Source organism: Cupriavidus sp. F041 (assembly GCF_057814235.1).
In genome coordinates, this window is the sequence record NZ_JBVASY010000003.1 from 52,350 (window position 1) to 73,492 (window position 21,143).

At 68.0% G+C, this 21,143-nt stretch carries 18 protein-coding genes; 7 read left to right on the plus strand and 11 right to left on the minus strand.

The features are described from left to right. Window positions 1-77: 77 nt before the first annotated feature. On the minus strand, window positions 78-1,526 hold the full coding sequence (locus tag ACZY0R_RS38840; protein WP_488866558.1) for an aldehyde dehydrogenase family protein: 1,449 nt from the start codon (window positions 1,524-1,526) through the stop codon (window positions 78-80). 211 nt (window positions 1,527-1,737) lie between these two features. Here ACZY0R_RS38840 and ACZY0R_RS38845 point away from each other — a divergent pair, with 211 nt between their 5' ends. Next, window positions 1,738-2,520 (plus strand): coniferyl-alcohol dehydrogenase, encoded by a 783-nt coding sequence (locus ACZY0R_RS38845; protein ID WP_488866560.1) that lies wholly within the window; start codon window positions 1,738-1,740, stop codon window positions 2,518-2,520. Here the strand turns inward: ACZY0R_RS38845 and ACZY0R_RS38850 are convergent. The 10 genes from ACZY0R_RS38850 to ACZY0R_RS38895 form a co-directional block, all read right to left on the minus strand. Further along, window positions 2,517-3,476, minus strand: coding sequence for an AraC-like ligand-binding domain-containing protein (locus ACZY0R_RS38850; RefSeq protein ID WP_488866562.1), 960 nt, complete (start codon window positions 3,474-3,476; stop codon window positions 2,517-2,519). The two genes, ACZY0R_RS38845 and ACZY0R_RS38850, sit on opposite strands and share 4 nt — an antisense overlap. 62 nt (window positions 3,477-3,538) lie before the next feature. Then, on the minus strand, window positions 3,539-4,879 hold the full coding sequence (locus ACZY0R_RS38855; RefSeq protein ID WP_488866564.1) for an MFS transporter: 1,341 nt from the start codon (window positions 4,877-4,879) through the stop codon (window positions 3,539-3,541). Between the two features lie 60 nt (window positions 4,880-4,939). Next, window positions 4,940-6,400 (minus strand): aldehyde dehydrogenase family protein, encoded by a 1,461-nt coding sequence (locus tag ACZY0R_RS38860; RefSeq protein WP_488866566.1) that lies wholly within the window; start codon window positions 6,398-6,400, stop codon window positions 4,940-4,942. A 46-nt stretch (window positions 6,401-6,446) separates the two neighbouring features. After that, the gene (locus tag ACZY0R_RS38865) at window positions 6,447-7,451 is read right to left on the minus strand and encodes a Bug family tripartite tricarboxylate transporter substrate binding protein (protein WP_488866568.1); all 1,005 of its coding nucleotides are present in this window, start codon (window positions 7,449-7,451) and stop codon (window positions 6,447-6,449) included. 43 nt (window positions 7,452-7,494) lie between these two features. Then, a complete protein-coding gene (locus ACZY0R_RS38870; protein WP_488866570.1) occupies window positions 7,495-8,217 on the minus strand; it encodes a class II aldolase/adducin family protein in 723 nt (240 codons plus the stop codon). A gap of 25 nt (window positions 8,218-8,242) precedes the next feature. Then, window positions 8,243-9,340, minus strand: a complete 1,098-nt coding sequence (locus ACZY0R_RS38875) for a porin (protein WP_488866572.1) — start codon at window positions 9,338-9,340, stop codon at window positions 8,243-8,245. An 86-nt stretch (window positions 9,341-9,426) separates the two neighbouring features. Continuing rightward, the gene (locus ACZY0R_RS38880; RefSeq protein ID WP_488866574.1) at window positions 9,427-10,737 is read right to left on the minus strand and encodes an MFS transporter; all 1,311 of its coding nucleotides are present in this window, start codon (window positions 10,735-10,737) and stop codon (window positions 9,427-9,429) included. Between the two features lie 87 nt (window positions 10,738-10,824). Beyond that, the gene (locus ACZY0R_RS38885; protein WP_488866576.1) at window positions 10,825-11,664 is read right to left on the minus strand and encodes a VOC family protein; all 840 of its coding nucleotides are present in this window, start codon (window positions 11,662-11,664) and stop codon (window positions 10,825-10,827) included. Window positions 11,665-11,703: 39 nt separating this feature from the next. Continuing rightward, the gene (locus ACZY0R_RS38890) at window positions 11,704-13,362 is read right to left on the minus strand and encodes a bifunctional 3-(3-hydroxy-phenyl)propionate/3-hydroxycinnamic acid hydroxylase (protein WP_488866578.1); all 1,659 of its coding nucleotides are present in this window, start codon (window positions 13,360-13,362) and stop codon (window positions 11,704-11,706) included. A 40-nt stretch (window positions 13,363-13,402) separates the two neighbouring features. After that, entirely contained in the window at window positions 13,403-14,251 is an 849-nt protein-coding gene (locus ACZY0R_RS38895) for a fumarylacetoacetate hydrolase family protein (protein ID WP_488866580.1), read from the minus strand. Between the two features lie 179 nt (window positions 14,252-14,430). Here ACZY0R_RS38895 and ACZY0R_RS38900 point away from each other — a divergent pair, with 179 nt between their 5' ends. The 6 genes from ACZY0R_RS38900 (at window position 14,431) to ACZY0R_RS38925 (ending at window position 20,868) form a co-directional block, all read left to right on the plus strand. After that, a complete protein-coding gene (locus ACZY0R_RS38900) occupies window positions 14,431-15,165 on the plus strand; it encodes an IclR family transcriptional regulator (protein WP_488866582.1) in 735 nt (244 codons plus the stop codon). A gap of 152 nt (window positions 15,166-15,317) precedes the next feature. Then, window positions 15,318-15,533 (plus strand): PIN domain-containing protein, encoded by a 216-nt coding sequence (locus ACZY0R_RS38905; protein WP_488866584.1) that lies wholly within the window; start codon window positions 15,318-15,320, stop codon window positions 15,531-15,533. Window positions 15,534-15,942: 409 nt separating this feature from the next. Beyond that, entirely contained in the window at window positions 15,943-16,896 is a 954-nt protein-coding gene (locus ACZY0R_RS38910; RefSeq protein ID WP_488866586.1) for a SphA family protein, read from the plus strand. A 72-nt stretch (window positions 16,897-16,968) separates the two neighbouring features. Further along, a complete protein-coding gene (locus ACZY0R_RS38915; protein ID WP_488866588.1) occupies window positions 16,969-18,564 on the plus strand; it encodes a hydantoinase/oxoprolinase N-terminal domain-containing protein in 1,596 nt (531 codons plus the stop codon). Window positions 18,565-18,598: 34 nt separating this feature from the next. Further along, window positions 18,599-19,129 (plus strand): S-methyl thiohydantoin desulfurase domain-containing protein, encoded by a 531-nt coding sequence (locus ACZY0R_RS38920; protein WP_488866590.1) that lies wholly within the window; start codon window positions 18,599-18,601, stop codon window positions 19,127-19,129. A 50-nt stretch (window positions 19,130-19,179) separates the two neighbouring features. Further along, window positions 19,180-20,868, plus strand: a complete 1,689-nt coding sequence (locus ACZY0R_RS38925) for an IS1634 family transposase (protein WP_488866592.1) — start codon at window positions 19,180-19,182, stop codon at window positions 20,866-20,868. Window positions 20,869-21,143: the final 275 nt, after the last annotated feature.

A 21,143-nucleotide genomic window follows, 5' to 3' on the forward strand; every position in this document is an offset into this window, starting at 1 on the left:
GATTGTCTCGCTCCTGGTTCGGCCAACCGCGGCGGGCGAGCGCCCGCCGCGCAGTGTTGGCGGTATTTGTGGTGGTTTCAGATCGGATAGGAAGCCGCGCCGGTGGCGATGGTCACCCAGCGCAGCTCGGTGAACTCGGCCACGCCGGCGTTGCCGCCGAAGCGGCCGTAGCCGGTGGCCTTGACGCCGCCGAAAGGCATCTGGGGCTCGTCGCTGACCGTGGCGCCGTTGATATGGCAGATGCCGGTCTCGAGGCGGCGCGCGATGTTGAGCGCGCGTGCGGCGTCGCCGCCGAACACGGAAGCCGAGAGGCCGTACTCGGACTGGTTCGCCAGCGCGATCGCCTGTTCGTCATTGGCGACGCGGGTGACGCTCACCACCGGACCGAAGGTTTCCTCGTGGAAGATGCGCATGGCGGGCGTCACACCGTCGAGCACCGTGGCGGACATCAGTGCGCCCTGTGCGTCCCCGCCCGCCACCACGCTCGCGCCCTGCGCAACGGCGTCGGCGATCAGGGCGTTGATGCGCTTGTACGCGGACGGGTCGGCCAGCGCGCCCAGCGCATGCTCGCCGACCGCCGGATCGCCCGCGGTCAGGCCACGCGCCTTGTCGGCCAGCCTGGCGACAAAGGCATCGGCCACGCTGTCGGCAACCAGGATGCGCTCCGTGGACATGCAGATTTGCCCTTGGTTGAAAAACGCGCCAAAGGCTGCAGCGCGCACCGCGGCATCGAGGTCGGCATCGTCGAGCACCAGGCAGGGTGCCTTGCCGCCCAGCTCGAGCAGTACGGGCTTGAGGTACTCGGCGGCCTGCCGCGCCACCATACGCCCGACGCGTGTCGATCCCGTGAAGTTGACGCGGCGCACGGCCGGATGGACGATCAGCGCGCCCACCACCTCCTTGGCATCGGCGGGGGCGTGGGTGATGACGTTTACGATGCCGCCGCCAAGTCCGGCTTCGATCATCGCTTCGCCGATCAAGACGTGCACGCCGGGGCTGACATCCGAGGCCTTCAGGATTGCGGTGTTGCCGCACGCGAGCGCCATCGCCACCGCGCGCACGCCCAGCACGATCGGCGCGTTCCACGGCGCGATGCCGAGCACCACGCCGACCGGGCAGCGCATGGCCATGGCCAGGCGCGCCTCATCCGACGGAATGACCTCACCCTGGATCCGCGTGGTCATGTATGCGGCCTCGCGTAGGATAGCGGCGGCGGCGTCAACGTTGTGCTCCGCCCAGGCGCGGGCGGCGCCCGTTTCCGCCATCATCGTCGAGACGAGATCGGCGTGCCATTGCTCGATCCGGTCGGCAGCCAGCAGCAGCTTGTGCCGGCGCGGCCCGGGGCCGAGCGCCGACCAGGCTGGGAATGCCGCCACGGCGGCTTCGACCGCGGCGCGAGCATCGGCCACCGTCGCGGCGGCGGCGCGTGTGACGACTTCGCCGGAAAGCGGGTTCCTGCGCTCGAACAGCGCGCCGGACGCGGCGGGAACCTGGCGGCCGGCAATCAGAAGGGAAAAATCTCGCAAGCGCTTCTCCATGCGGTTGTTGCTTCGTGCCGCTACTTTATGCACGCGGCGCGTGGCCGACTTGCCTGTGAGGGAAGTAAACCGCTCCACGGCGCGGCTCGTCCCGGCAGTTCACTGTCAGGCAAGACAGCCGCGCCCCGCCCCGGCATCATTGGCGACCAATGACCGGGCGGCCGCGGGTGGGCGAGCCGGCAATTCAGGAGGGATGTCCATGAAACTTGCAGACAAAATCATCGTCGTCACCGGCGCGGCGTCCGGCATCGGTGCCGCCTGCGCGGCGTACTTCAAGGCCGCCGGCGCCCATGTGATCGGCGTCGACCGCAACGCCATACCCGGGAACAGCGTCGACCAGTTCGTGCAGGCCGACCTGTCCGACCAGGCATCGATCGATGCGGCGGTTGCGCGCATCGATCGCGCGGACGCGCTGTGCAATATCGCCGGCTTGCCGCCCACGCGCGGCGTCGTGCCGGTGCTGCAGGTCAACTTCACCGGCCTGCGGTTGTTCACCGAGGCATTGCTGCCCAGGCTCAGCGACGGCGCGGCCATCGTCAACCTGGCGTCGCTGGCGGGCTTTGGCTGGCACCAGGATGCTGCGCAGGCGCTGGCCCTGCTCGACGTCCGGCAGCTCGCGGAGGTACCGGCGTTCTGCGCCAGCCATGGCGTCAATGACGCGCGCGCCTATTTCCTGTCGAAGGAAGCGCTCATCGTCTGGACGATGCAGTGCCGCTGGAAATGGCGCGAGCGCGGCATCCGCATGAACGCGGTCAGCCCGGGCCCGGTGGAAACGCCGATCCACCAGGATTTCCTGAAAACCCTCGGCGAGCGCGCGGAGGAGGACATGCGGCTCATGGAACGCGCCGGGCGGCCCGCGGACATCGCCCCGCTGGTGGCTTTCCTGTGCAGCGACGAGAGCGGCTGGGTCCGGGGCGCCAGTATCCCCTGCGACGGCGGCATGGAGGCCCACGTGCTGAGCGGGATGCACCGGCTCGGCTAGCGCTGCCCCGCAAGGCTGGCCGCGCGATAGTCGCGCGGCGTCGTACCGAAGGCCTGCTTGAAGCTGCGGGAAAAATGCCCGCAGTTGACAAATCCCCAGCGCATCGAGATCTCGGTGATCGAGCGCGCGCCAAGCGCCGGATCAGCCAGGTCCCGGCTGATCTGCGCCAGGCGCAACTGCTGGATATACCTGGCCAGCGTCATGCCGTCGGCATCGAATACCATGTGCAGGTAGCGCTTCGAGCAATTCAACGCGGCCGCGATCTGGTCAACCGAGAGATCCGCCCGCTCGAGATGGTGCCTGACGTATTCCACGATCCGCTCGCGCAGTACCGCCGGTAGCAGGCGCCTGGGCGCGGCGGCAAGTTGCTCTTGCACCGCGGCGGCCAGCACCTGGCCCAGCTCGCCCGCATGGGCTTCCGACATGGCGGGCCCCGCCAGTACGCCAGCCATGCAGATGGCCATCCGGCTCCCCGCCCCGGTGCGCGCGCTATGCACGCGCAGCAGCACGGCACGGCGCTCGCGCGGCGACAACGGCAGGACCGCGTGCGGCACCACCATCGTGGCTATGTCCACCGGTCGGCTCGCGGTCATGCGATAAGGACGCGCGGTATCGTAGATGGCCCAGTCCCCCGGCGCCAGGCGGGCGGTGAGGCCGTCCTGCTCGAAGCGGGACTCGCCCTCGAACTGGATCACGACCTTGTAGCTGCGCGGCGCCTCGGCGGCGTCCGGCGGCAAGTTGGTCGCCCGGTGCGCCTGCGCGGTCACGCGGCACAGGCGGGTCTGCCCGACGCTTGCCATGCGAAGCGCGCCGTCGAAGGCATCCCCTCCGTAGGTGTCGACATGCAGGCCGCCGAAACTGGCGCGAATGGCTTCGCGCCAGAACCCGGGCCGTTCATGCGGGGACACCGCGTTGGTGCAAAGCGTCTGGAAGGGTCCGGTGGTATCGGTTGTCACGGCAGTAGACATGGCAGCAAGAGGTAGCCGGGGTAGCCGGAAGCCCCCCCCGGCGGCAATCATCAATGCGCACCGGCACCGGCCGAGACCGGGACCAGCCCGGTCCCGGAACGGCGCATCGCCAGCACGGCGAGCGCGGCAAGCAACGACGGCATGGCGATCAGCGCGAAGGTCTGCGTGGTGTCCATGCCGGCGCCGACCAGCACGCCGACCAGCAGGGGCCCGGTCGCGCCGCCAAGCCGGCCGGCCGCCAGGCCGCATCCCACGCCGGTCGAGCGGATGGCGGTCGGGTAGCCCATGGCCGCCAGGCCGATCATGCCGGAGGTGGCACCGCCGACGAAGAATCCGGTCAGCATCGAGCATGCGGCGGCGAACACGACCTGCGAGCCGGCGATCCCGGTCAGGGCCACCGCCACGCTGCCGCTGCCCAGCAGCATCGCCAGGAAGCGGAAGGTCCCGAACCGCTCCATTAGCTTGCCGGCCAGCGCGACGCCGACCATGCCGCCGACATTGTTCCAGGCCAGCACGAGCGAGGTGTCCGGCAAGGACATGCCGTCCTTGCGCAGCAGCGTGGTGGTCCAGGCCAGCACGCCGATCAGCGTCATGAAGTTCAGGAAGAAGCCGAGCCACAGGAAGCCGGTGAAGCGCCCGCGCCCGCCGGTGAACAGATGCGAGACCGGCATGCCCTGCGGCGCCGCCTCGCGCATGAGCAGCGCGGCGGCGCGCATCTGCGGGTCCACGCCGAGGCGGGCGAGGATACGCTGCGTCGCCATTCCCTGGCGGCCGGCCAGAATCAGGAACCGCAGCGACTCCGGCACGCATAGGCACACCAGCAGCGCGCCGAGGATCGTCACCGCGCCGAAGGCCTGGAACATGGCCTGCCAGCCGAAAGCCGGGATCAGCCGGCTGCCCGCGAAGCCGGCGAGCACGCCGCCGGCCGGCACCGCCGCCCACAGCAACGATGCCACGCGAGCGCGCAGCCGCTGCGCCACGAACTCCGTTGCCAGGCTCACGAAGCACGGCGCCGCGCCCCCGAGGCCAATGCCGGTAAGGACACGCAGCGCCAGCAGCATGCCGAAGCCGGTCGCCGCCGCGGTGCACAGCGAGGCCACGCCGAACAGCAGTGTGCAGAGCACCAGCACGGACTTGCGGCCGAGGCGGTCGGCCAGCGGGCCGAAGATCAGCGCGCCGGCCATGAAGCCGATTTCGGAAGCGGCGAACACGGGGCCCAGTTGATCCGGCCCGAGCGCGAGGGACTGCGCCATCATCGGCGCGCTCAGGCCCATGATCTGGATGCTCGCCCCATCCATCAGCGCGATCAGGAAACAGATGGCGAACAACAGCCATTGAAACGGCCCGAACGGCCGGGCATCGATCACATCTTCAACGTACAGCGGTTTCATTTCTCCTCCCGGGAAGGAACATGACTGGACAAGGCGCGGCAAAGCCGCGGCGGGCGCGTCTCAGGCGCCGACGATGTTGACCGCCTTGGTCTCGGTGTAGCTCAGCATCTCCTCGATGCCTTCCTCGCGGCCCACGCCCGAGTTCTTGTAGCCGCCGAACGGCACGCCCTTGTAGTGAGTGCCGACGCCGTTGACCCATATATAGCCCGCCTGCAGCCGGCGCACCGTCCGCATGGCGGTGTGCAGGTCGCGCGTCCATACCGAGGCGGTCAGGCCGTATTCGATGCCGTTGGCCATGTCGATTGCCTGCGCGGCATCGGACCAGCGCATGATCGACAGGATCGGCCCGAACACCTCCTCCTGGGCAATGCGCATGCCGGGCGTCACGTCGGCGAACACGGTCGGCTCGATCCAGTAGCCGCTCGCATAGGCGCTGCCGGCCGGGCGCTTGCCGCCGGCCACAAGGCGCGCGCCGTCCTGCTTCGCCACTTCGATATAGCCAAGCACCTTGTCGTACTGGCCCTTCGAGTTGACCGGTCCCATGGTGCTGTCCGGCGCGCGCGGATCGCCGATGCGGATGCGCCCGACGCGCTCCGCCACGCCATCGACAAAGCGGTCGTAGAGGCTGTCGTGTACCAGCAGCCGGCTGGTGGAGCCGCACGACTGGCCTTGCCAGAGGAAGTTCATGCCGCGCACGGCCGCATCGAGCGCGCCGTCCACGTCGGCATCCGGAAACACGATCAGCGGGTTCTTGCCGCCGAGTTCGAGTGAGATATGCTTGACGCAGACCTCGGCCGCGCTGCGCTGGATCTGGCGCGCCGTCTGCGGGGAGCCGATGAACGCGATGCGCTTGATATCCGGATGGCGCGCGATGGCGTCGCCCGCGGCGCGGCCGGCGCCGGTCACGATGTTCATCACGCCGCGCGGGAACACGTCGCGCGCGATCTCCGCCAGCATCGTCGCGGACAGCGAGCTCGTCTCGGGCGGCTTGACGATGACCGCGTTGCCGGCGATCAGTGCGGCCGCGGTGCGCGCGGTGGCGAACATGATCGGGTGGTTGAACGGCACGATGCGGCCGACGATGCCGTAGGGCTCTCGCAACGTGACGTGCAGGTTGTTGGGCGTGGTGGCGGGAATCGACTCGCCCTTGAGCTCGTAGCCGAGCCCGGCGTAGTAGTTCAGCCCCCACGACGCGGCATTCACGTCGCCGCGCAGCGCGGCCAGCGTGTTGCCGGTGTCGGCAACCTCGGTATCCAGCAGTGCCTCGGCCGCCGCCTCGATCCTGCGCGCGTACTCGCGCAGGCATTCGGCACGCCCTTCGATGCCCAGGCCGTGCCAGGCCGGAGCGGCCGCGCTCGCGGCACGGGCCGCGCGGTCGATGTCCGCTGCGTCGCCGGCCGGCACCTGGCCGATCACTGCCTCGGTGGCGGGGTTGATGCTTTCCAGCCATTGTCCGCCGACGGCTGCGGTCAGCTCGCCGTCGATCAGCATGGTGCGTTTGTTGTCGGGTCCCAGCTTCATTGGTTCGTCTCCACGATGACTGCAATAACGGGCGCGCGGGGGCGCGTCATTCGATATGGATGCCGTTGCGCTTGATGAACGACGCCCACTGCTCGCGTTCCTTGCGCATTGATGCCTGGAACGTGGCCGGCGTATCGAACACCGGCACCAGGGCGTTGGCTTCGAGCGCGCTCGCCAGCTCGGGGGTCTTCATGGCGGCGTTGATCTCGTCACTCATCTTCTTGAGGATCGGCGCCGGCACGCCGGCCGGCGCGAACACGCTGAACGAAGTCCAAATGTCGATCCGCGCGGGGCCGGGCTCGGCCAGCGAGGGCACGCCGGGCAGCATCCCGCTCTTCTGGTTCACGGCCAGCGGCTTGAGCTTGCCGGCCTTGATATAGGGCTGGACCGAGCTCAGGTCCGTAAACATGAACTGCAGGCGCCCGCTGAGCAGGTCCTGGTAGGCCGCGCCCACGCCCTTGTACGGCACGTGCAGGAAACGCGCACCGGTGGCCTCCTCGATCATCCGCACGCCGAGATATGGCGGGCTGGCCTCGCCGGCCGAGCCGTAGGGAATCACGCCGGGCCGCTCCTTGCCCTGCCGCACCAGCTCGCCGAAACTGCCGATGCCGGCGGACGGGTTGGCCACCAGCACCATCGGCGCCAGCACGCCGCGCGCCACCGGCACGAGATCTTTTTCCACGTCGAACGGCAGCTTGCTGTACAGCGCGGGACTGATGGCGACCGCGGCATTGGCGGTCACGAGGAACGTATAGCCGTCCGCCGGCGCATGGGCGACCACCTGGGTGCCGATGTGTCCGCTCGCGCCCGGACGGTTATCGACCACGAACGATTGCTTCATCGACCGGGACAGCAGCGTGGCGACCAGGCGCGCGTAGACATCGGTCCCGCCACCCGGTGCGGAAGGCACGATGAGCCTGACGGGGCGCGCGGGCCAGGATTCTTTCGCCAGCGCCGGCATGGCGGGCGCCGCTGCGGCAAGCAGGCACAGCGCGCCATGCGCGAGCACAGCGCGGCGCGAAGGGGAAGTGAGGGATGGGGGCGGCTTCATGCGGTTAGTCTCCTGATATCGTTGGTGTTTTGGTAAGTGGCGCTCAGCGCAGCCCCGCCGTCGCCTGCCGCGCGGCGCGACGCCACAGGTCCCAGGCGCGGCCGATCTGGCCGTCGTTGGCATGCTCGGCGGCGAGTCCTTCGGCCACCGAGAGGTAGCGGATCTCGCCGCCCAGGCGCGCTGCGTCGAGCACCAGGCGCGCGTTGGCCTGGGCATACACTGCGCAATAGACGGCCTTCTCGACCGAGTCGGCCGCCACGGTGACGCCGTGGCCGCGCATCAGCACGACGGTGGCGCCGTCCATCGCGGCCGCGAGCGCGTCGCCGAGGCGGCTGTCGCGGATCAGCATGTCCGAGCCGTCGCCGGCCACGTCGGCGATGTCGAAGACCGGCGCGCCGCGCGCGAGAAAACCGCTCATGTGGCAAACCGGGCGCAGCGCCGCGCCGGATACCACGCCGAACGGAATCAGCGCGGGCGAGTGGCTGTGCACCACCGCCCGGACCTCAGGCCGCGCGCGATAGAGCGCCGCGTGGATATGGCGCTCCAGGAACACCTTGCGGCCTTGCGCATCGATGGGCTCGCCGTCCAGACCGAAGGCGAGGATGTCGGCGAGGCCGGCCTGCACCGGCGCCAGGCTGCGCGACATCAGGAAGCGGTCGCCGTCCGGATGCCGCGCGCTGACGTGGCCGAACGCATCCAGCACGCCTTCATGGAACAGGATATGGCCGGCGTCCACCAGGTCTTCGACGAGGGTCTGGGTCTGCATGGTTGTCTCCTTGCGCGAAAGGGGTTCAGAAAATATGCTTCACGCCGGCCATCGCGCCAAGCTGGTTCCCGCCCGGCGCCGGGTTGGCCCCGATGGCGCCGGAGCTGACCGAGAGTGCGAGGTTGCCGCGGTTGTCCAGGAAGCCCGCCGTGCCGTACACCGAGGTGCGCTTGCTGAACGCATAGGTGGCGCGTGCCGCATAGAGCCATGCCTTGTCGGCGCTGTTGTGGAAGCGCAGGTAGAACGCCTCGGCGTCCACGCTGAATGCCGGCGTCAGCGCATAGGATGCGCCGAGGAACCACATGTCGCTGCGAGGCGTGGCGCTACCGTCGTTGTCGCGCCGCAGCAGGCCGCCGCCGACCTTGCCGTTCTTGAAGTTGACGTAGCCGTTGATGGCGAGGCGGTCGTCGCGCAGGCTGCTGCGGGTCAGGCCGCCGAACGCGCCGGGGCCGCCGCGCAGCGAATCGTAGGCGGCGCTGACGCTCCACCAGTTGGTGTCGTACTTCAGCAGCACCGACCATTCGCGGCACGCGCGCTGGTCCGCAGGGTTCTCGCCAGCGCAGTTGGCGCCGGACGGGCTCGGGCCAGCGTTGACCGTATCGCGGCCGAAGCTGTAGGTGCCGCCGACCGTCAGGCCGCCGAACGTGCCCTTGTAGGAGATCGCGTTGTCCGCCCGGGCGCTCGACAGGTAGCTGTCAAGCGACGAGGAGCCGAAGGTGTTGGGACCCAGCATGTCCGGCTCCAGCATCGACCAGAACAGCATGGTGTACTGGCGGCCGAGCGCGACCTGGCCCCAGCTTCCCGACAGCCCGACCCACGCCTGCCTGCCGAACAGCCGGCCGCCCTGGTTGGAGGTGCCGGCGTCCGGCGCGAAGCCGGACTCCAGCACGAACTGGCTCTTGAGCCCGCCGCCCAGGTCCTCGGTGCCGCGCAGGCCCCAGCGCGATGGCACCGTACCGGCCAGGCCGGGCATGCGCACCAGCTTGTCCCGCGCGGCGCCCACGCCGGACACGAACTCTATGCCTGTATCGATGACTCCGTACAGGGTCACGGACTGCGCATGGGCGTGACTCGCCCCGGCCACGCAAGCGCATAGCGCCGCGGCCATTGCCGACTGCTTCATGATCTCCTCCAGCCTTCTTTTTTTGACGGAATGGACCTGCCGCGTTGTTCCGCGGCTGGCCTGATGGTGAAATCGTCCGGACGGGCCTAGCGCGGCGCCCGGTTGACGACGACGGCGATCGCGGCGACCAGCGCCGGCACGATGCCCGCCATGAAGATGTCGCCCGCGCTCCAGTTCCAGCCCAGCAGCATGCCGCCCAGCGCGGGGCCGCTGATGGAGCCGATGCGGCCGATGCCCACCGCGCAGCCGATGCCGGTGGCGCGCATGCGGGTGGGATAGATCTCGGCGGCCAGTGCATTGAAGCCCGCCTGCGCCCCCTGCACCGTTATGCCGATCGCCAGGCTGGCCGCGATCACGATCGCATAGTCATGCGGCCACGTGGCGAGCACCAGCGCCAGCGCGGCATAGGCCAGCAGCTCGCACAGCAATACCGGCCGTGCGCCGAAGCGGTTCATCAGCGCGCCTTGCACCACGGAACCGAGCACGCCGCCCAGGCTGAACGCCGTGATCGCCGCAATGCCGACTGAGGCGGAATGGTGCGCGCCGATCAGCACCGCGGGCATCCAGCTGACGATGAAGTACAGCACCACGAGGTTCAGGAAGTATGGAATCCACAGCAGGATGGTGCCCGCAGCGCGCCCCTCGGTGAACAGCAGCCGGATCGGCACGCCGGCCGCCACGCTATCGCTGGCGCGATAGGACTCGTCGCCGCGCAGGTCCGGCGCAATGCGGCGCATGATGGCCGACAGCCTGGCCATGTCGTGCCCGCGGGCGATCAGGAAGCGCGCGGACTCCGGCATGGTCAGGGCGATCAGCAGCGCCACCGCCAGCGGCAGCACGCCGCCCACCACGAATACCGCCTGCCAGCCTAAGCGCGGCAGCATGACCGCGCACACCGCGCCGCCCAGCACGGCGCCCAGCGGCATGCCGCACATCAGCGTGGTGACGGTGCTGCGCGCATGGCGCTGCGGCGCGTACTCGGAGGCCAGCGCGATGGCGTTGGGCAGCGCGCCGCCCAGGCCGATGCCGGTCAGCATGCGCAGCACCAGCAACTGCTCCAGCGATTGCGCGTAGGCAGTCGCCAGCGAGAGGCTGCCGAACAGCACACAGGAGAAGACGATCATCGTCTTGCGGCCGTAGCGGTCGGCCAGCGGGCCCAGCACCACGGCGCCCAGCAGCATGCCGAGCAGGCCGGCGCCGAAGACCGGGCCGAAGGCCTTGACCGGCACGCCGAGGCTGGCGCCGATGGACGGCGCCAGCATGCCGATGGTCTGGGTGTCGAAGCCGTCGAGCACCGCGACGAGGATGCACAGGCCGATGGCGAGGTACTGGAAGCGCCCGATCGGGCGGGCATCGATGACTTCGTGGACGAACAGGGGCTGACCATGAGCGAGCATGGCGTTGTCTCCGGTAGTGAGGGTATCCCCCTCATTTTTCTTGTTGATCGGAAAAGGCGGCGCGCACCGGCGCCGCGGACCTGAGGGTCAGGTGCGAATCCAGCCTCGCCCCCAGGAATTGAGTGTGTATTCCTCGTGGGGCCAGACGCCCGGTGCCCGCCCGGCATCCACTTGTTCCAGCTCCGCCGACAGCTCCACGCGATTGCCGTCCGGGTCCGTCACCATGAAGAACAGGTTGTTGCCCGGGCCGTGGCGGCCGGGACCGAAGAAGATGCCGCGCCGCACGCGCGCGAAGCGGTCGCCCCAGTCGCGGATGTCGTTCCAGCAGCTGGTCTCGTAGCAGTGGTGGTCCCAGACGTTCTGCGAGCCCTGGAAGAACGCCAGCGAGTGGTGCTCGTCGTCCGAGCGCAGGAAGCATGTGGCGATCGCGCCGTCGTCGGTCACGACTTCGTCCGAGACCGTGAAGCCGATGCGCTGGACGTAGAAGTCGACGACGGTTTTGAGGTCCGTGGTCTGGAACACCGTGTGCTGCAGCCGCGCGGCCAGCCGGTCCGGCTCGCGCCCGGCGCGGGGCACGCCGAACAGCAGGGTGCGGCCTTGCGGGTCCGTCACGGTGAACGCGCCCCGGGCGAAGAAGATCTCCGCTGCCGGACCGGCATCCTGCGCCAGGTCCGCCAGGCGCGCGCGCAGCGTGGCCAGGTCCTGGACCGAGCGCGCGGCGTAGGCCGCCAGGGCGAGCCCGGGATCCTCGCCCTGGCGGATCACCACGGCGCGCTCGCCGCCCGCCAGCGCCACAGTGCCTTCGGGCGCCGGCACGCGGTGGAGCTCGAACAGGTCTTGGTAGAAAGACGCGAGCGCGTCCGGCGCGCCGCTGCGCAGATGAAGGTGATGGAGCCGCAGCGGCGTGGAAGTCTGTAGTGTGGTCATGTTTCTCCTGCTTGTCTGTTTTGCCGTGGAGCGGCGTGCCTATGCGGCACGCGCGGTTGCGACGACCTCTTCCGCCGTGCCGGCCTGCGCCATGTCGATGCCGAGCCGCCGGCCGAATGCCGTGGCCAGCGCCTCGGCGTCATCGTGGCCGAACACGCCGGCCACATAGCGGTCCGGACGCACCACGACCACCTTGCCCGCCAGCGCGCGCAGCGTCTTCGGCATCGCCTCTGACGCCAGTTCCACCGGCACGTAGCCGTGCTGTGCCGCCAGGCGCACCGCCTCCGGCGTCAGCCGGGGCAGCAGCACCACGCGGCGCGCTTCCAGCCGGCGCCACAGGGCGTGCGCCAGTCCGGCGGTGTCAGCCATTGCCTCGGCGCCGATGGCGACGTGCGCGAACCCATCGCCAATGACTTCGTCGAGCGGCAGCTCCGCATCCCCCACGGTGCGCACCTTCGGTTGCGGCAGCATGGTGCCGACCAGCCCGGCAGTATCGGCGGCGCTCGCTTCCAGCAGGCCATCGTGGAAGCGCGGCTTGGGCTTGAACTTCATCTGCAGGAAGTAGTCGCGCACGGGCGGCACCAGCGCCGTGGCGCGGAAGAACGCGGCGCATGCCCATGCCGACAGACGGCTGCGCGGCGCCATCACGACGCCCAGGTTCAGCGCCAGGCGGATCAGCGCCCACGCGTGGTCGCGCCGCTCGCTCTCGTAGGAATCGAGCGCGGCCGGTGCCAACCGGTTGCGCAGCACCGCGGCGAGCTTCCAGCCCAGGTTGTGCGCGTCGCGCACGCCACTGTTCATGCCCTGCCCCGCGTACGGAGGCGTAAGGTGCGCGGCGTCGCCGGCCAGGAACACGCGCCCCACGCGCCATCGGTCCGCCACGCGGGCATGGAACGTGTAGACGGTCTTGCGCACCACGTCGGCCGGGCGGTTGCCGCGGAACGGCCGCAGCAGTTCGGCCAGGCGCTCGGGCCGCAGGACCTCTTCGTCGGTCTCGCCGGACTGGAGCAGGAACTCGAAACGGCGCGTGCGGTTGGGGCCGGGCACGTCGACCACGGGGCGGGACGGGTCGCAGTAGGCGCGCGTCTGCCAGAACGGGTCGTCGTCGTTCTCGGTATCGACCACCAGCCAGCGCGCGTTGAACGACGAGCCGGCTAGCGTCGCGCCGATAGATTGCCGCACGAAGCTGCGGCCGCCGTCGGTGCCGACTACGTAGGCGGCGTGGATGCGCAGGGGCCCGTCGGGGCCCTGCACGACGGCATGCGCGCCATCGTCGTCCTGCGACAGGGATTCCAGGGTATGGCCGAACAGCACGCGCACCGACGGATGGCGCTGCAGCCCCTCGCGCAGCGTGGCTTCGAACAGCGGCTGGCGGAACGCGTTGCGGCGCGGATATCCGTACTCGCTGGCGGTGGGCTCCACCTTGGCGAAGCAGCGGCCGCCGGGGCTGGTCAGATAGTGCACGCCGTAGCCGGGCACCACGTCCCGCATCACGGCCTCCACCAGGCCGATCGCCTGCATGGTACGCAGCGATTCGTCGTCGATGGAAACCGCGCGCGGCTCGGCCACGGTGCTGGCCTTGCGGTCGATCAGGATGGTGTCGATGCCCTGCTGACCGAGCACGTTGGCCAGCGTCAGGCCGGTCGGGCCCGCGCCGACCACCAGCACGGCGGCGGCGAGCGAAGTGGATTGGTTCATGAGTCTCTCCTCGGCCGGCGCGCGACGGCGCCGGACAACATCATTCGTCCTGGATACCGTTGCGCAGGACGCCGATGCCAGAGATTTCCACTTCGACCGTGTCACCCGCGCGCATCCACAGCGGCGGATTGCGGAACGCGCCCACGCCGCCGGTGGTGCCGGTGATGATCACGTCGCCCGGGCGCAGTTCGGTGAAGGTGGAGCAGTAGGCGATGACATCGCCCACGCTGAAGATCAGGTCGTCGGTACGCGCTTGCTGCACGACCTCGCCGTTCAGGCGCGTGGTCAGCGTCAGCTGCGACGGATCGGGGATCTCGTCGCTGGTCACCAGCCACGGCCCGAACGCGCCCGTCTGCGGGAAGTTCTTGCCGGGCGTGAACTGGATAGTGTGTTTCTGCCAGTCGCGCACGCTGCCGTCGTTGTAGCAGGAATAGCCTGCCACGTAGCCGAGCGCCTCGGCGGCGGCGACGTGACGCGCAGTCTTGCCGATGACGACGGCCAGCTCGCCTTCGAAATCGAGCTTCTCCGATGCGCGCGGGCGCAGGATCGGCTTGCCGTGGGCGACCTGCGAATCGGCGAAGCGTATGAAGAACATCGGGTATTGCGGCATCTCCCGGCCGGTCTCGCGCACGTGCGATGCGTAGTTGATGCCGACGCAGAGGATCTTGGCCGGATCGGGAATCACGGGTAGGAATTCGACGTCCGCGACGGCCAGCGACGGCTGGCTGTCGGCGGCGATCGCGGCGATGCGCGGCAAGGCGCCGCGCGCCAGGGCTTCGCGCAGGTTGGCACCGACGGCCTCGCGATGCGGCGCAAGGTCGACAATCCGGTCGCCGACGACGACGCCAAAGGCCTCGCGGCCACCGTGGATGAAGCTGATGAGTCTCATGGAATCTCCTGGGTCCAAATGCGGTGCCGCTCTTTGGGGGCGCACCGATTGACTGCATTATTATCAATATATGCGAATAATGCAGTCAATGTTTACCACTATGAGCGCATGGCGAGATTCTTGCAGGTACAGCAAGACTCAGTGATATGCTTCGGGGATGGAACCAAGGAGCATGGAGAATGGCCACGGATCGTGCGCTCGGCGTGCTGAGCCTGTTTTCGCTGAAGAAGCCGGTATGGACCGCTGAGGAAGTGGCCGCGCAACTCGAAGTGTCTATCAGTAGCGCCTACCGCTATCTGTCGAACCTGATGGAGATGGGACTGGTGGCCACGGCCGGGGCGGGGTGCTACGTGCTGGGGCCCGCCATCATCCAGCTCGACCGCCAGATCCAGCTGACCGACCCCATGCTGCAACAGGCGCGCCCGATCATGGACGAGTTGATCGTCTACGCGCCGCCAGGATCGGTGATGCTGCTGTGCCGCGCGTTCGGCGACTCGGTACTGTGCGTGCACCAGGTGCTCAATCAAGGGCCGCAGGCGGTGGTGAGCTATGAGCGCGGCCGGCCGATGATCATGTTCCGCGGTGCTACGTCCCGGATCATCCTGGCGTTCCAGCAGACGCGGACGCTCCAGGCGATCTACAACAAGCATGCAGACGAGATTCGGGCAGCGGGCCTGGGAGAGGACTGGACGACGTTCCGCCAGGCGCTGAGCCGCCTACGCAAGGCGGGCCACGCAGTCTCGCACGGCGAGATCGACCCCGGCCGCGTGGGTATCGCCGCCCCCATTGTTAGCGAAGACGGGCGTGCGATCGGGAGCCTTAGTTACGTCGTGGCGGAATCGGAAGTGGACGCGCGCGGCATCAATCGCCTGGTGCACCTGCTGGCGCCGGCCGCGGCTGAGATTCGCGCGTGATGGCTCACGTGGCGCACGGCGCCTGCTGCCAGGCATGAGGGCCGAGGTAGGCACGTTTGATACCGAAGAAGCAGCCACGGACGCAGGCCGCGATCACTGCGACCCCGGATTTGTGGTGATCCATGCTCCGCGCTAACGAAGCGGATAAAAGGATGCCCGGCCCGATCATTCTCGTCGACATGGAGAACATCCAGCAGCTCGCACCTGCTGCGGTGCCTGAGGGAGCCCGCCTGGTTATCTTCGCCGGCGCCGGCCAAAAGTCCATTTCTCTTGATGTCGTGATCGCAGGCCAGGCACTTGAGCCGCCGGCACAATGGATCCGAGCCAGCGGCAGCGGTCGCAATGCACTGGATTTTCACATCGCGTAGAGCAAGAATGCCTCTCATTTATGAGCAGGGATTCACCCCGATTCCCACGAAAATTGCCAGGATGGCGGCGTAGTCAGATCAGATCCCACACCGTGAATCCGAGCTGCGCAATGAAATTCCGCGCCCCATTTCCGTGCACCCCGTCGCGGCCCGCAGCCTCCCCCAAATTGCAGGCGCTCCTCCCCCATTTCCCTGAGCCTAGCCGGCTTCCGGACAGACAACAATTCAGACGTCCCCACTTGCCAAGCGCGTCCAGGCCGGCATCGCGCGCTTGAGCAGACTTCGATCGGAAGCCGAAGGGGAACCGCCGCTGGTGGAGTCCCTGGATGAATCCGTGGGCAATACGCACGCACCACGTCAAGCCGCTGACTCAAGTAGCGGCTCAAGACGCTGTATTTAGGAGAAGTGAATGAATGGAATGCAGTATGCCGCCTCGCTGTCGCTTGGCACCTTGCTCGCCCTGGGCGGCGGCGGCCTTGCGCACGCATCGGAAGGCGCGAACTACGGGGGGCCGATCGGTGGCACCGACATCCAGGCCGCCATGCTGCCGCCCGTCAGCGGCTTCTATGGTGCCGTCGTCGCCGGCTATGGGAATGGCAACAAGTTCTACGGCAACGACGGCCACCAAGATCCCAACCTGCGCGGCCGCATCGAGTCCGGCGTTGCCGCGGCAGGCCTGCTCTATGTGTATCCGTTCCAACTCTTCGGCGGCACCCTAGGCACCACCTTGCAAGGCAGCGTCAATACCGGCCGCCTGGAGGTCAACGGCGCAGCGCAGAACTACAAGGGCGTGGGCGACATCTATTCCGACCTCATTATGTGGAGCAAGTACCTGGGCAACACGCCGCAGGGACTGGCGCCCACGGGCCTCACCGTCAAGCTGGCTTATTCGATGGTGTTCCCGGCCGGGAAATACAACACGAGCGATCTCTACACCTCCGGGCGCAACGTCTATTTCTTCGTCCCGAATGCAGCGTTTACCTACCTGACCAAGCCCGACATGCTGGGAGACGGCCTGGAGATGAGCGCCCATGTGTTCTTCAATTTCGCGGCCAGGAACCGGGCGACGCAGTATGCCAGTGGCACGGTCGCCAACGTCAACTTCGCTGTCAGCGAGCACTTCGCCCGCTGGCAGGTCGGGCTAGCGGGGTACTACGCCACGCAAGTGTCTGACGACCACGTCAACGGCCAGGTTGTCCAGCCGGACGGCCGGCACTATGCGTCGATGGCGCTCGGCCCTGTCGTCTCGTACGACATTCCCGCCTGGAAAAGCAACATCAAGTTCAAGGCGTTGGTGCCCGTCTATACGAAGAACTCACTGTCCGCGACCACGGCCTATGTCGTGCTGTCGAAGGCGTTCTGACAAGCCCGTGCCGCGCCTGCCATTCCTCGGGAAGCGGCGCCATCGTCCGACAGCAACCCAACAAGGAGAACAATGACAACCCCGGATTCTGAAGACCTGCGCATCGGCATCGACGTCGGCGGCACCAATACGGACGCCGTGCTGATGAACGGACGTACCGTCGTGGCCGCGCTAAAGCAGCCCACCACCGCAAACGTCGGCGACGGGCTGGCCCTCGCGATTGATGCGCTGCTGGCCAAGACCCAGGTGCGCCCCAAGTCGATCCGCGCCGTGATGGTCGGCACCACCCAGTTCATCAACGCCTTCCTGCAGCGCAAGAACCTGGCTAAGGTCGCCACGGTCCGCTTGTCGCTGCCCAAGACCGATGGCGTGCCGCCGATGCTCGCATGGCCCGACGACGCGCGCGCCGCCATCGGCGAGCACGTCTATCTCGCGCATGGAGGTGCCTTCTATACCGGCGAGATCTACCGCGAACTCGATCCGGCCGAGCTGGCGAGCATCGCGGCCGACATACGCGCCAAGCAGATCGAATCGGTGGTCATCGCCGCCAATTTCGCGCCCATCCGGCCCGACATCGAACAGGAGGCCGAAGCCATCCTCCGCCAGACGCTGGGCGCCACCGTGCACGTCACGTTGTCGTCCGATGTAGGCGGCATCGGCCTGGTCGACCGGGAGAACGCCGCCATCATCAACGCCTCGCTGCGACCCTTCGCGCGCACCGTGATCGCCGACATGGAGCGCGCGTTCTCCGAACTGGGCCTGTGCGCGCCGCTCTATATCAGCCAGAACGACGGCACACTGATCTCCACGCGGATGGCCGCCGCGTTTCCGATCCTGACTTGCGCGGCGGGCCCGACCAACAGTATCCGCGGCGCCGCCTTCCTGACCAATATCACCGATGGCCTCGTCGTCGACGTGGGTGGCACCACCACCGATATCGGCGCGCTGGTGCGCGGCTTTCCCCGCGAGACGGCCGGACAGAACAGCCTGGGCGGGGTACGCACCAATTTCCGTATGCCCGACACGCTGTCGGTGGCAGTCGGCGGCGGGTCCCTGATCCGGCGCGGCGACGGCGCGGTACAGGTGGGGCCCGAATCGGTGGGCTTTCGCATCCTGCAGGAAGCGCTGGTCTTCGGCGGCAGCACGCTGACGGCCACCGATGTCGCCGTCAGCGTGTGCGCGTTGCACAACGTGGGCGACGCCGCGCGTGTGGCTGGGCTCGACCGCCAGCTTGGCGCCGACGCCATGCAGGCGATCACATCGGCCATCGAGGAGGCCATCGACAAGATGCGCGTCAGCGCCAAACCAGTGCCGGTGGTACTGGTGGGCGGGGGCAGCATCCTGCTGCCCGACTCGCTCGATGGCGCATCGGAGGTGCTGCGCCCGCGCCACTCGGATGTTGCCAACGCGATCGGCGCGGCCATCGCCCAGGTGAGCGGCCGGGTCGACCGCCTGTTCGACATGGCGGCACTCGGCCGGGATGCGGTGCTGCGCGATGCGCGCCAGCACGCAATCGACGATGCCATTCAGGCCGGCGCGGACCCGGCTACGGTGGAGGTCGTCGAAGTCACAGAATTGCCGATGACCCATATGCAGTACGGCGCCACCCGCGTCAGGGTGCGCGCCGTCGGCGAGCTCGCCACGGCCGGCGCCGCCTGCCAGCCTTGAACCCAATGTACGGCACTGAAATCACGGAACTGAAATGACGGATACCTTCGATGCGCTCGCCAGCCAGGACTTGGCGCGGGGCGCAGTACTTCTCGGCACCGGCGGCGGCGGCGATCCCTATGTGGGCGAACTGTTCCTGCGCAAGCAGCTCGCCGCGGGCATGCAGCCCCGGCTGATTCCCGTCGACGCGCTCAGCGACGACGCCTTCGTGGTCGCTGTCGCAGGCATTGGCGCGCCCACGGTGCTGGTCGAGCACCTCGTCAGCGAAGCCGCGCTGAAGACCTTGCTGGACCACGCCGTGACCCTCTACGGCCGCCCGATCGACGCGATCATCTGTGCCGAGATCGGCGGCGCCAATGCCATGTTTCCCCTCGCCATCAGCGCGATGACCGGCCTTCCCGTGGTGGACGGCGACGGCATTGGACGCGCCTTCCCGCACATCGAGATGACGACCTTCAGCATCCACGGATGTCGAGTGTCTCCGGCGGTGTTTGCCGACGATCTAGCCCTACCTTCGCAAGCTCGGTGTTGTTCCGCGGTGGCACCGAGTCGGAATGCCGCGTAGATACTGGATTTCGCTTGATTCTTTGGCTCTGAGATGCTACATGAAAGAACATGCACATCTTCGAACGAGAAGTCAACGGCCATCGCTACCGTATTGCCGCGCAGTCGGTGTGGGACGCCGAGCGGGGCCGTTCCGTCGCACGCCAGGTCGTGCTGGGACCGGCCGAGCCGCCGCGAGTGGCGGATCTGAGCGCGACCCAGACGGTGGGCACGCGCGGGGTCGGCGATGTCGGAGCCTTGATCTGGGTGGCCGAGCAGCTGGACTTGGTCGGGCAGATTGATCGCGCGTGCGCAGGGGTTGGCGCCAAGGATGGCCCGTCGGTGGGTGAGTTGGCGGTGGCTGTGGCGATTCAGCGTGCGTGTGCGCCGGGACCCAAGTGCGAGCTGGGTGATTTTCTGGACGCGAGTTTGCCGCGGCTGTCGTGTTTGCCGGGGTCCGCGTTCACCGGTCAGGCCTTTCATCGCGTCGCGCAGCAGGTAACCGATGAGCAGTTGGAGCAGGCTCAGGTGGCCATCGCGAAGGCCGCGGTGGCCCGCTTCGAGCTGTCCGCCGACGTGCTCGCGTTCGATACGATGAACTTCGATACCCACATCGACACGCAGACGCCCGGCGAACTGGCCCGGCGAGGCCACGCCAAGAGCAAGAGAAGCGACCTGCGTGTCGTAGGGCTTGGCGTCCTGGTCAGCGAGACCGGGCATGTGCCGCTGTTGTATCGGACGTATCCCGGCAACGGCTCGGACCAGGCCGTGCTCGCGGCGTGCCTGGGTGGGTTGGCGCAGTTGCACGAGGCACTCGACAGCGGTGAGGGCCGCGCGCGGCCGGCGCAGCGCACGGTGGTACGGGACGGCGGGTTTTGGAGCCCGCAACTGGAACTCGATCTCGATGCCGCCGGCTACTACAGCCTCATCTCGTTGCCGCTGGGACACAAGGCCGCGGAGGAGGCGCTGCGGATGGCGGCGCAGCGCGGTGCCATGAAGCCGCTGTCAGGCAAGCTCAGCGACGTGCGGGCGGCGCGGGTTCGGACCACCGTCGGCGAGTTGGATCGCACGCTCGTCGTGGTGGAGAGCCAGGAGTTGCTGGCGGGCCAGAAACGCGGGATCGCGACGGCACTGCGCAAGGCGAAGGTGGAACTGAGCACGCTGGAGGAGTTGGTCCAAAAGGGCCGCATCACGCGCAGCCGGTTGGAGCTGCGGGTCAAGAAGGCGCTCGCTCGGGAACACCTGTCGAGCTTCGTCGTGACCACCATCGCCGGCAGCGAAGCGGTACCGACCTTGCATTGGCACGTCGATGCCACGTTGCGCCGCGAACTGGAGAGAACGCGGCTGGGCAGGCGGGTGCTGTGTACGGATCGGCACAACTGGAGCACCGGGCGAATCGTTTCCGCCTTCCGAGGACAGTGGAACGTCGAGGAGCTGTTCCGCAGGGCCAAGAAAGGCGGCGTGGTTCCCTGGGGACCGTCACACCAGTGGGCCGATGGATCGTTGCGCCTGCACACCTTCGCGACCGTGCTCGGCCTGATGCTCGTGAGCTTGGCGAAGATTGCCCTGCGGACCGACGCTTCGGCCCGTCGCATGATGGAAGGACTGGCCGAGATCAAGGTGACGTTGGTGAGGACGAAGACCGGGGCGGCGGGACGACGGCCAACGGCAATGCTGGCGCCGGAGCTCACGGCCGAGCAGCGCCGCGCCGTGAAGGTTTTCGAACTGCAGCGGTGGGGACCAACGTTGTTTCATGTATGACATGGGCGCCCGTTCAGCCACGATTGACTGGCAAGAACCGTCGATCCGGCCCCTTGCTTTGCGAAAGTAGGGCTAGCCGTTATCCCGCGCTCCGTTGTTCTCCAGCGCAGGGCGTACATCGGCATATCCTTGACCTGGACGCAAGGATCATTTGCCCGCGGCGGGGTATTTTCGGAACCCGGGTTCTCCCGATAATCGCCACATCTTGCCGGCAACACGGCCGGAGCAACCCCAAGGGTCTTCATGCTGGCCGGCTCCTCGTGGCGGCTTTCAGC

Bases quoted from the DNA above. Each gene is read 5' to 3' on its own strand.
- ACZY0R_RS38845 (WP_488866560.1), top strand. From the start codon at position 1,738: ATGAAACTTGCAGACAAAATCATCGTCGTCACCGGCGCGGCGTCCGGC.
- ACZY0R_RS38855 (WP_488866564.1), bottom strand. From the start codon at position 4,879: ATGAAACCGCTGTACGTTGAAGATGTGATCGATGCCCGGCCGTTCGGG.
- ACZY0R_RS38860 (WP_488866566.1), bottom strand. From the start codon at position 6,400: ATGAAGCTGGGACCCGACAACAAACGCACCATGCTGATCGACGGCGAG.
- ACZY0R_RS38865 (WP_488866568.1), bottom strand. From the start codon at position 7,451: ATGAAGCCGCCCCCATCCCTCACTTCCCCTTCGCGCCGCGCTGTGCTC.
- ACZY0R_RS38870 (WP_488866570.1), bottom strand. From the start codon at position 8,217: ATGCAGACCCAGACCCTCGTCGAAGACCTGGTGGACGCCGGCCATATC.
- ACZY0R_RS38875 (WP_488866572.1), bottom strand. From the start codon at position 9,340: ATGAAGCAGTCGGCAATGGCCGCGGCGCTATGCGCTTGCGTGGCCGGG.
- ACZY0R_RS38880 (WP_488866574.1), bottom strand. From the start codon at position 10,737: ATGCTCGCTCATGGTCAGCCCCTGTTCGTCCACGAAGTCATCGATGCC.
- ACZY0R_RS38885 (WP_488866576.1), bottom strand. From the start codon at position 11,664: ATGACCACACTACAGACTTCCACGCCGCTGCGGCTCCATCACCTTCAT.
- ACZY0R_RS38890 (WP_488866578.1), bottom strand. From the start codon at position 13,362: ATGAACCAATCCACTTCGCTCGCCGCCGCCGTGCTGGTGGTCGGCGCG.
- ACZY0R_RS38895 (WP_488866580.1), bottom strand. From the start codon at position 14,251: ATGAGACTCATCAGCTTCATCCACGGTGGCCGCGAGGCCTTTGGCGTC.
- ACZY0R_RS38900 (WP_488866582.1), top strand. From the start codon at position 14,431: ATGGCCACGGATCGTGCGCTCGGCGTGCTGAGCCTGTTTTCGCTGAAG.
- ACZY0R_RS38905 (WP_488866584.1), top strand. From the start codon at position 15,318: ATGCCCGGCCCGATCATTCTCGTCGACATGGAGAACATCCAGCAGCTC.
- ACZY0R_RS38910 (WP_488866586.1), top strand. From the start codon at position 15,943: ATGAATGGAATGCAGTATGCCGCCTCGCTGTCGCTTGGCACCTTGCTC.
- ACZY0R_RS38915 (WP_488866588.1), top strand. From the start codon at position 16,969: ATGACAACCCCGGATTCTGAAGACCTGCGCATCGGCATCGACGTCGGC.
- ACZY0R_RS38920 (WP_488866590.1), top strand. From the start codon at position 18,599: ATGACGGATACCTTCGATGCGCTCGCCAGCCAGGACTTGGCGCGGGGC.
- ACZY0R_RS38925 (WP_488866592.1), top strand. From the start codon at position 19,180: ATGCACATCTTCGAACGAGAAGTCAACGGCCATCGCTACCGTATTGCC.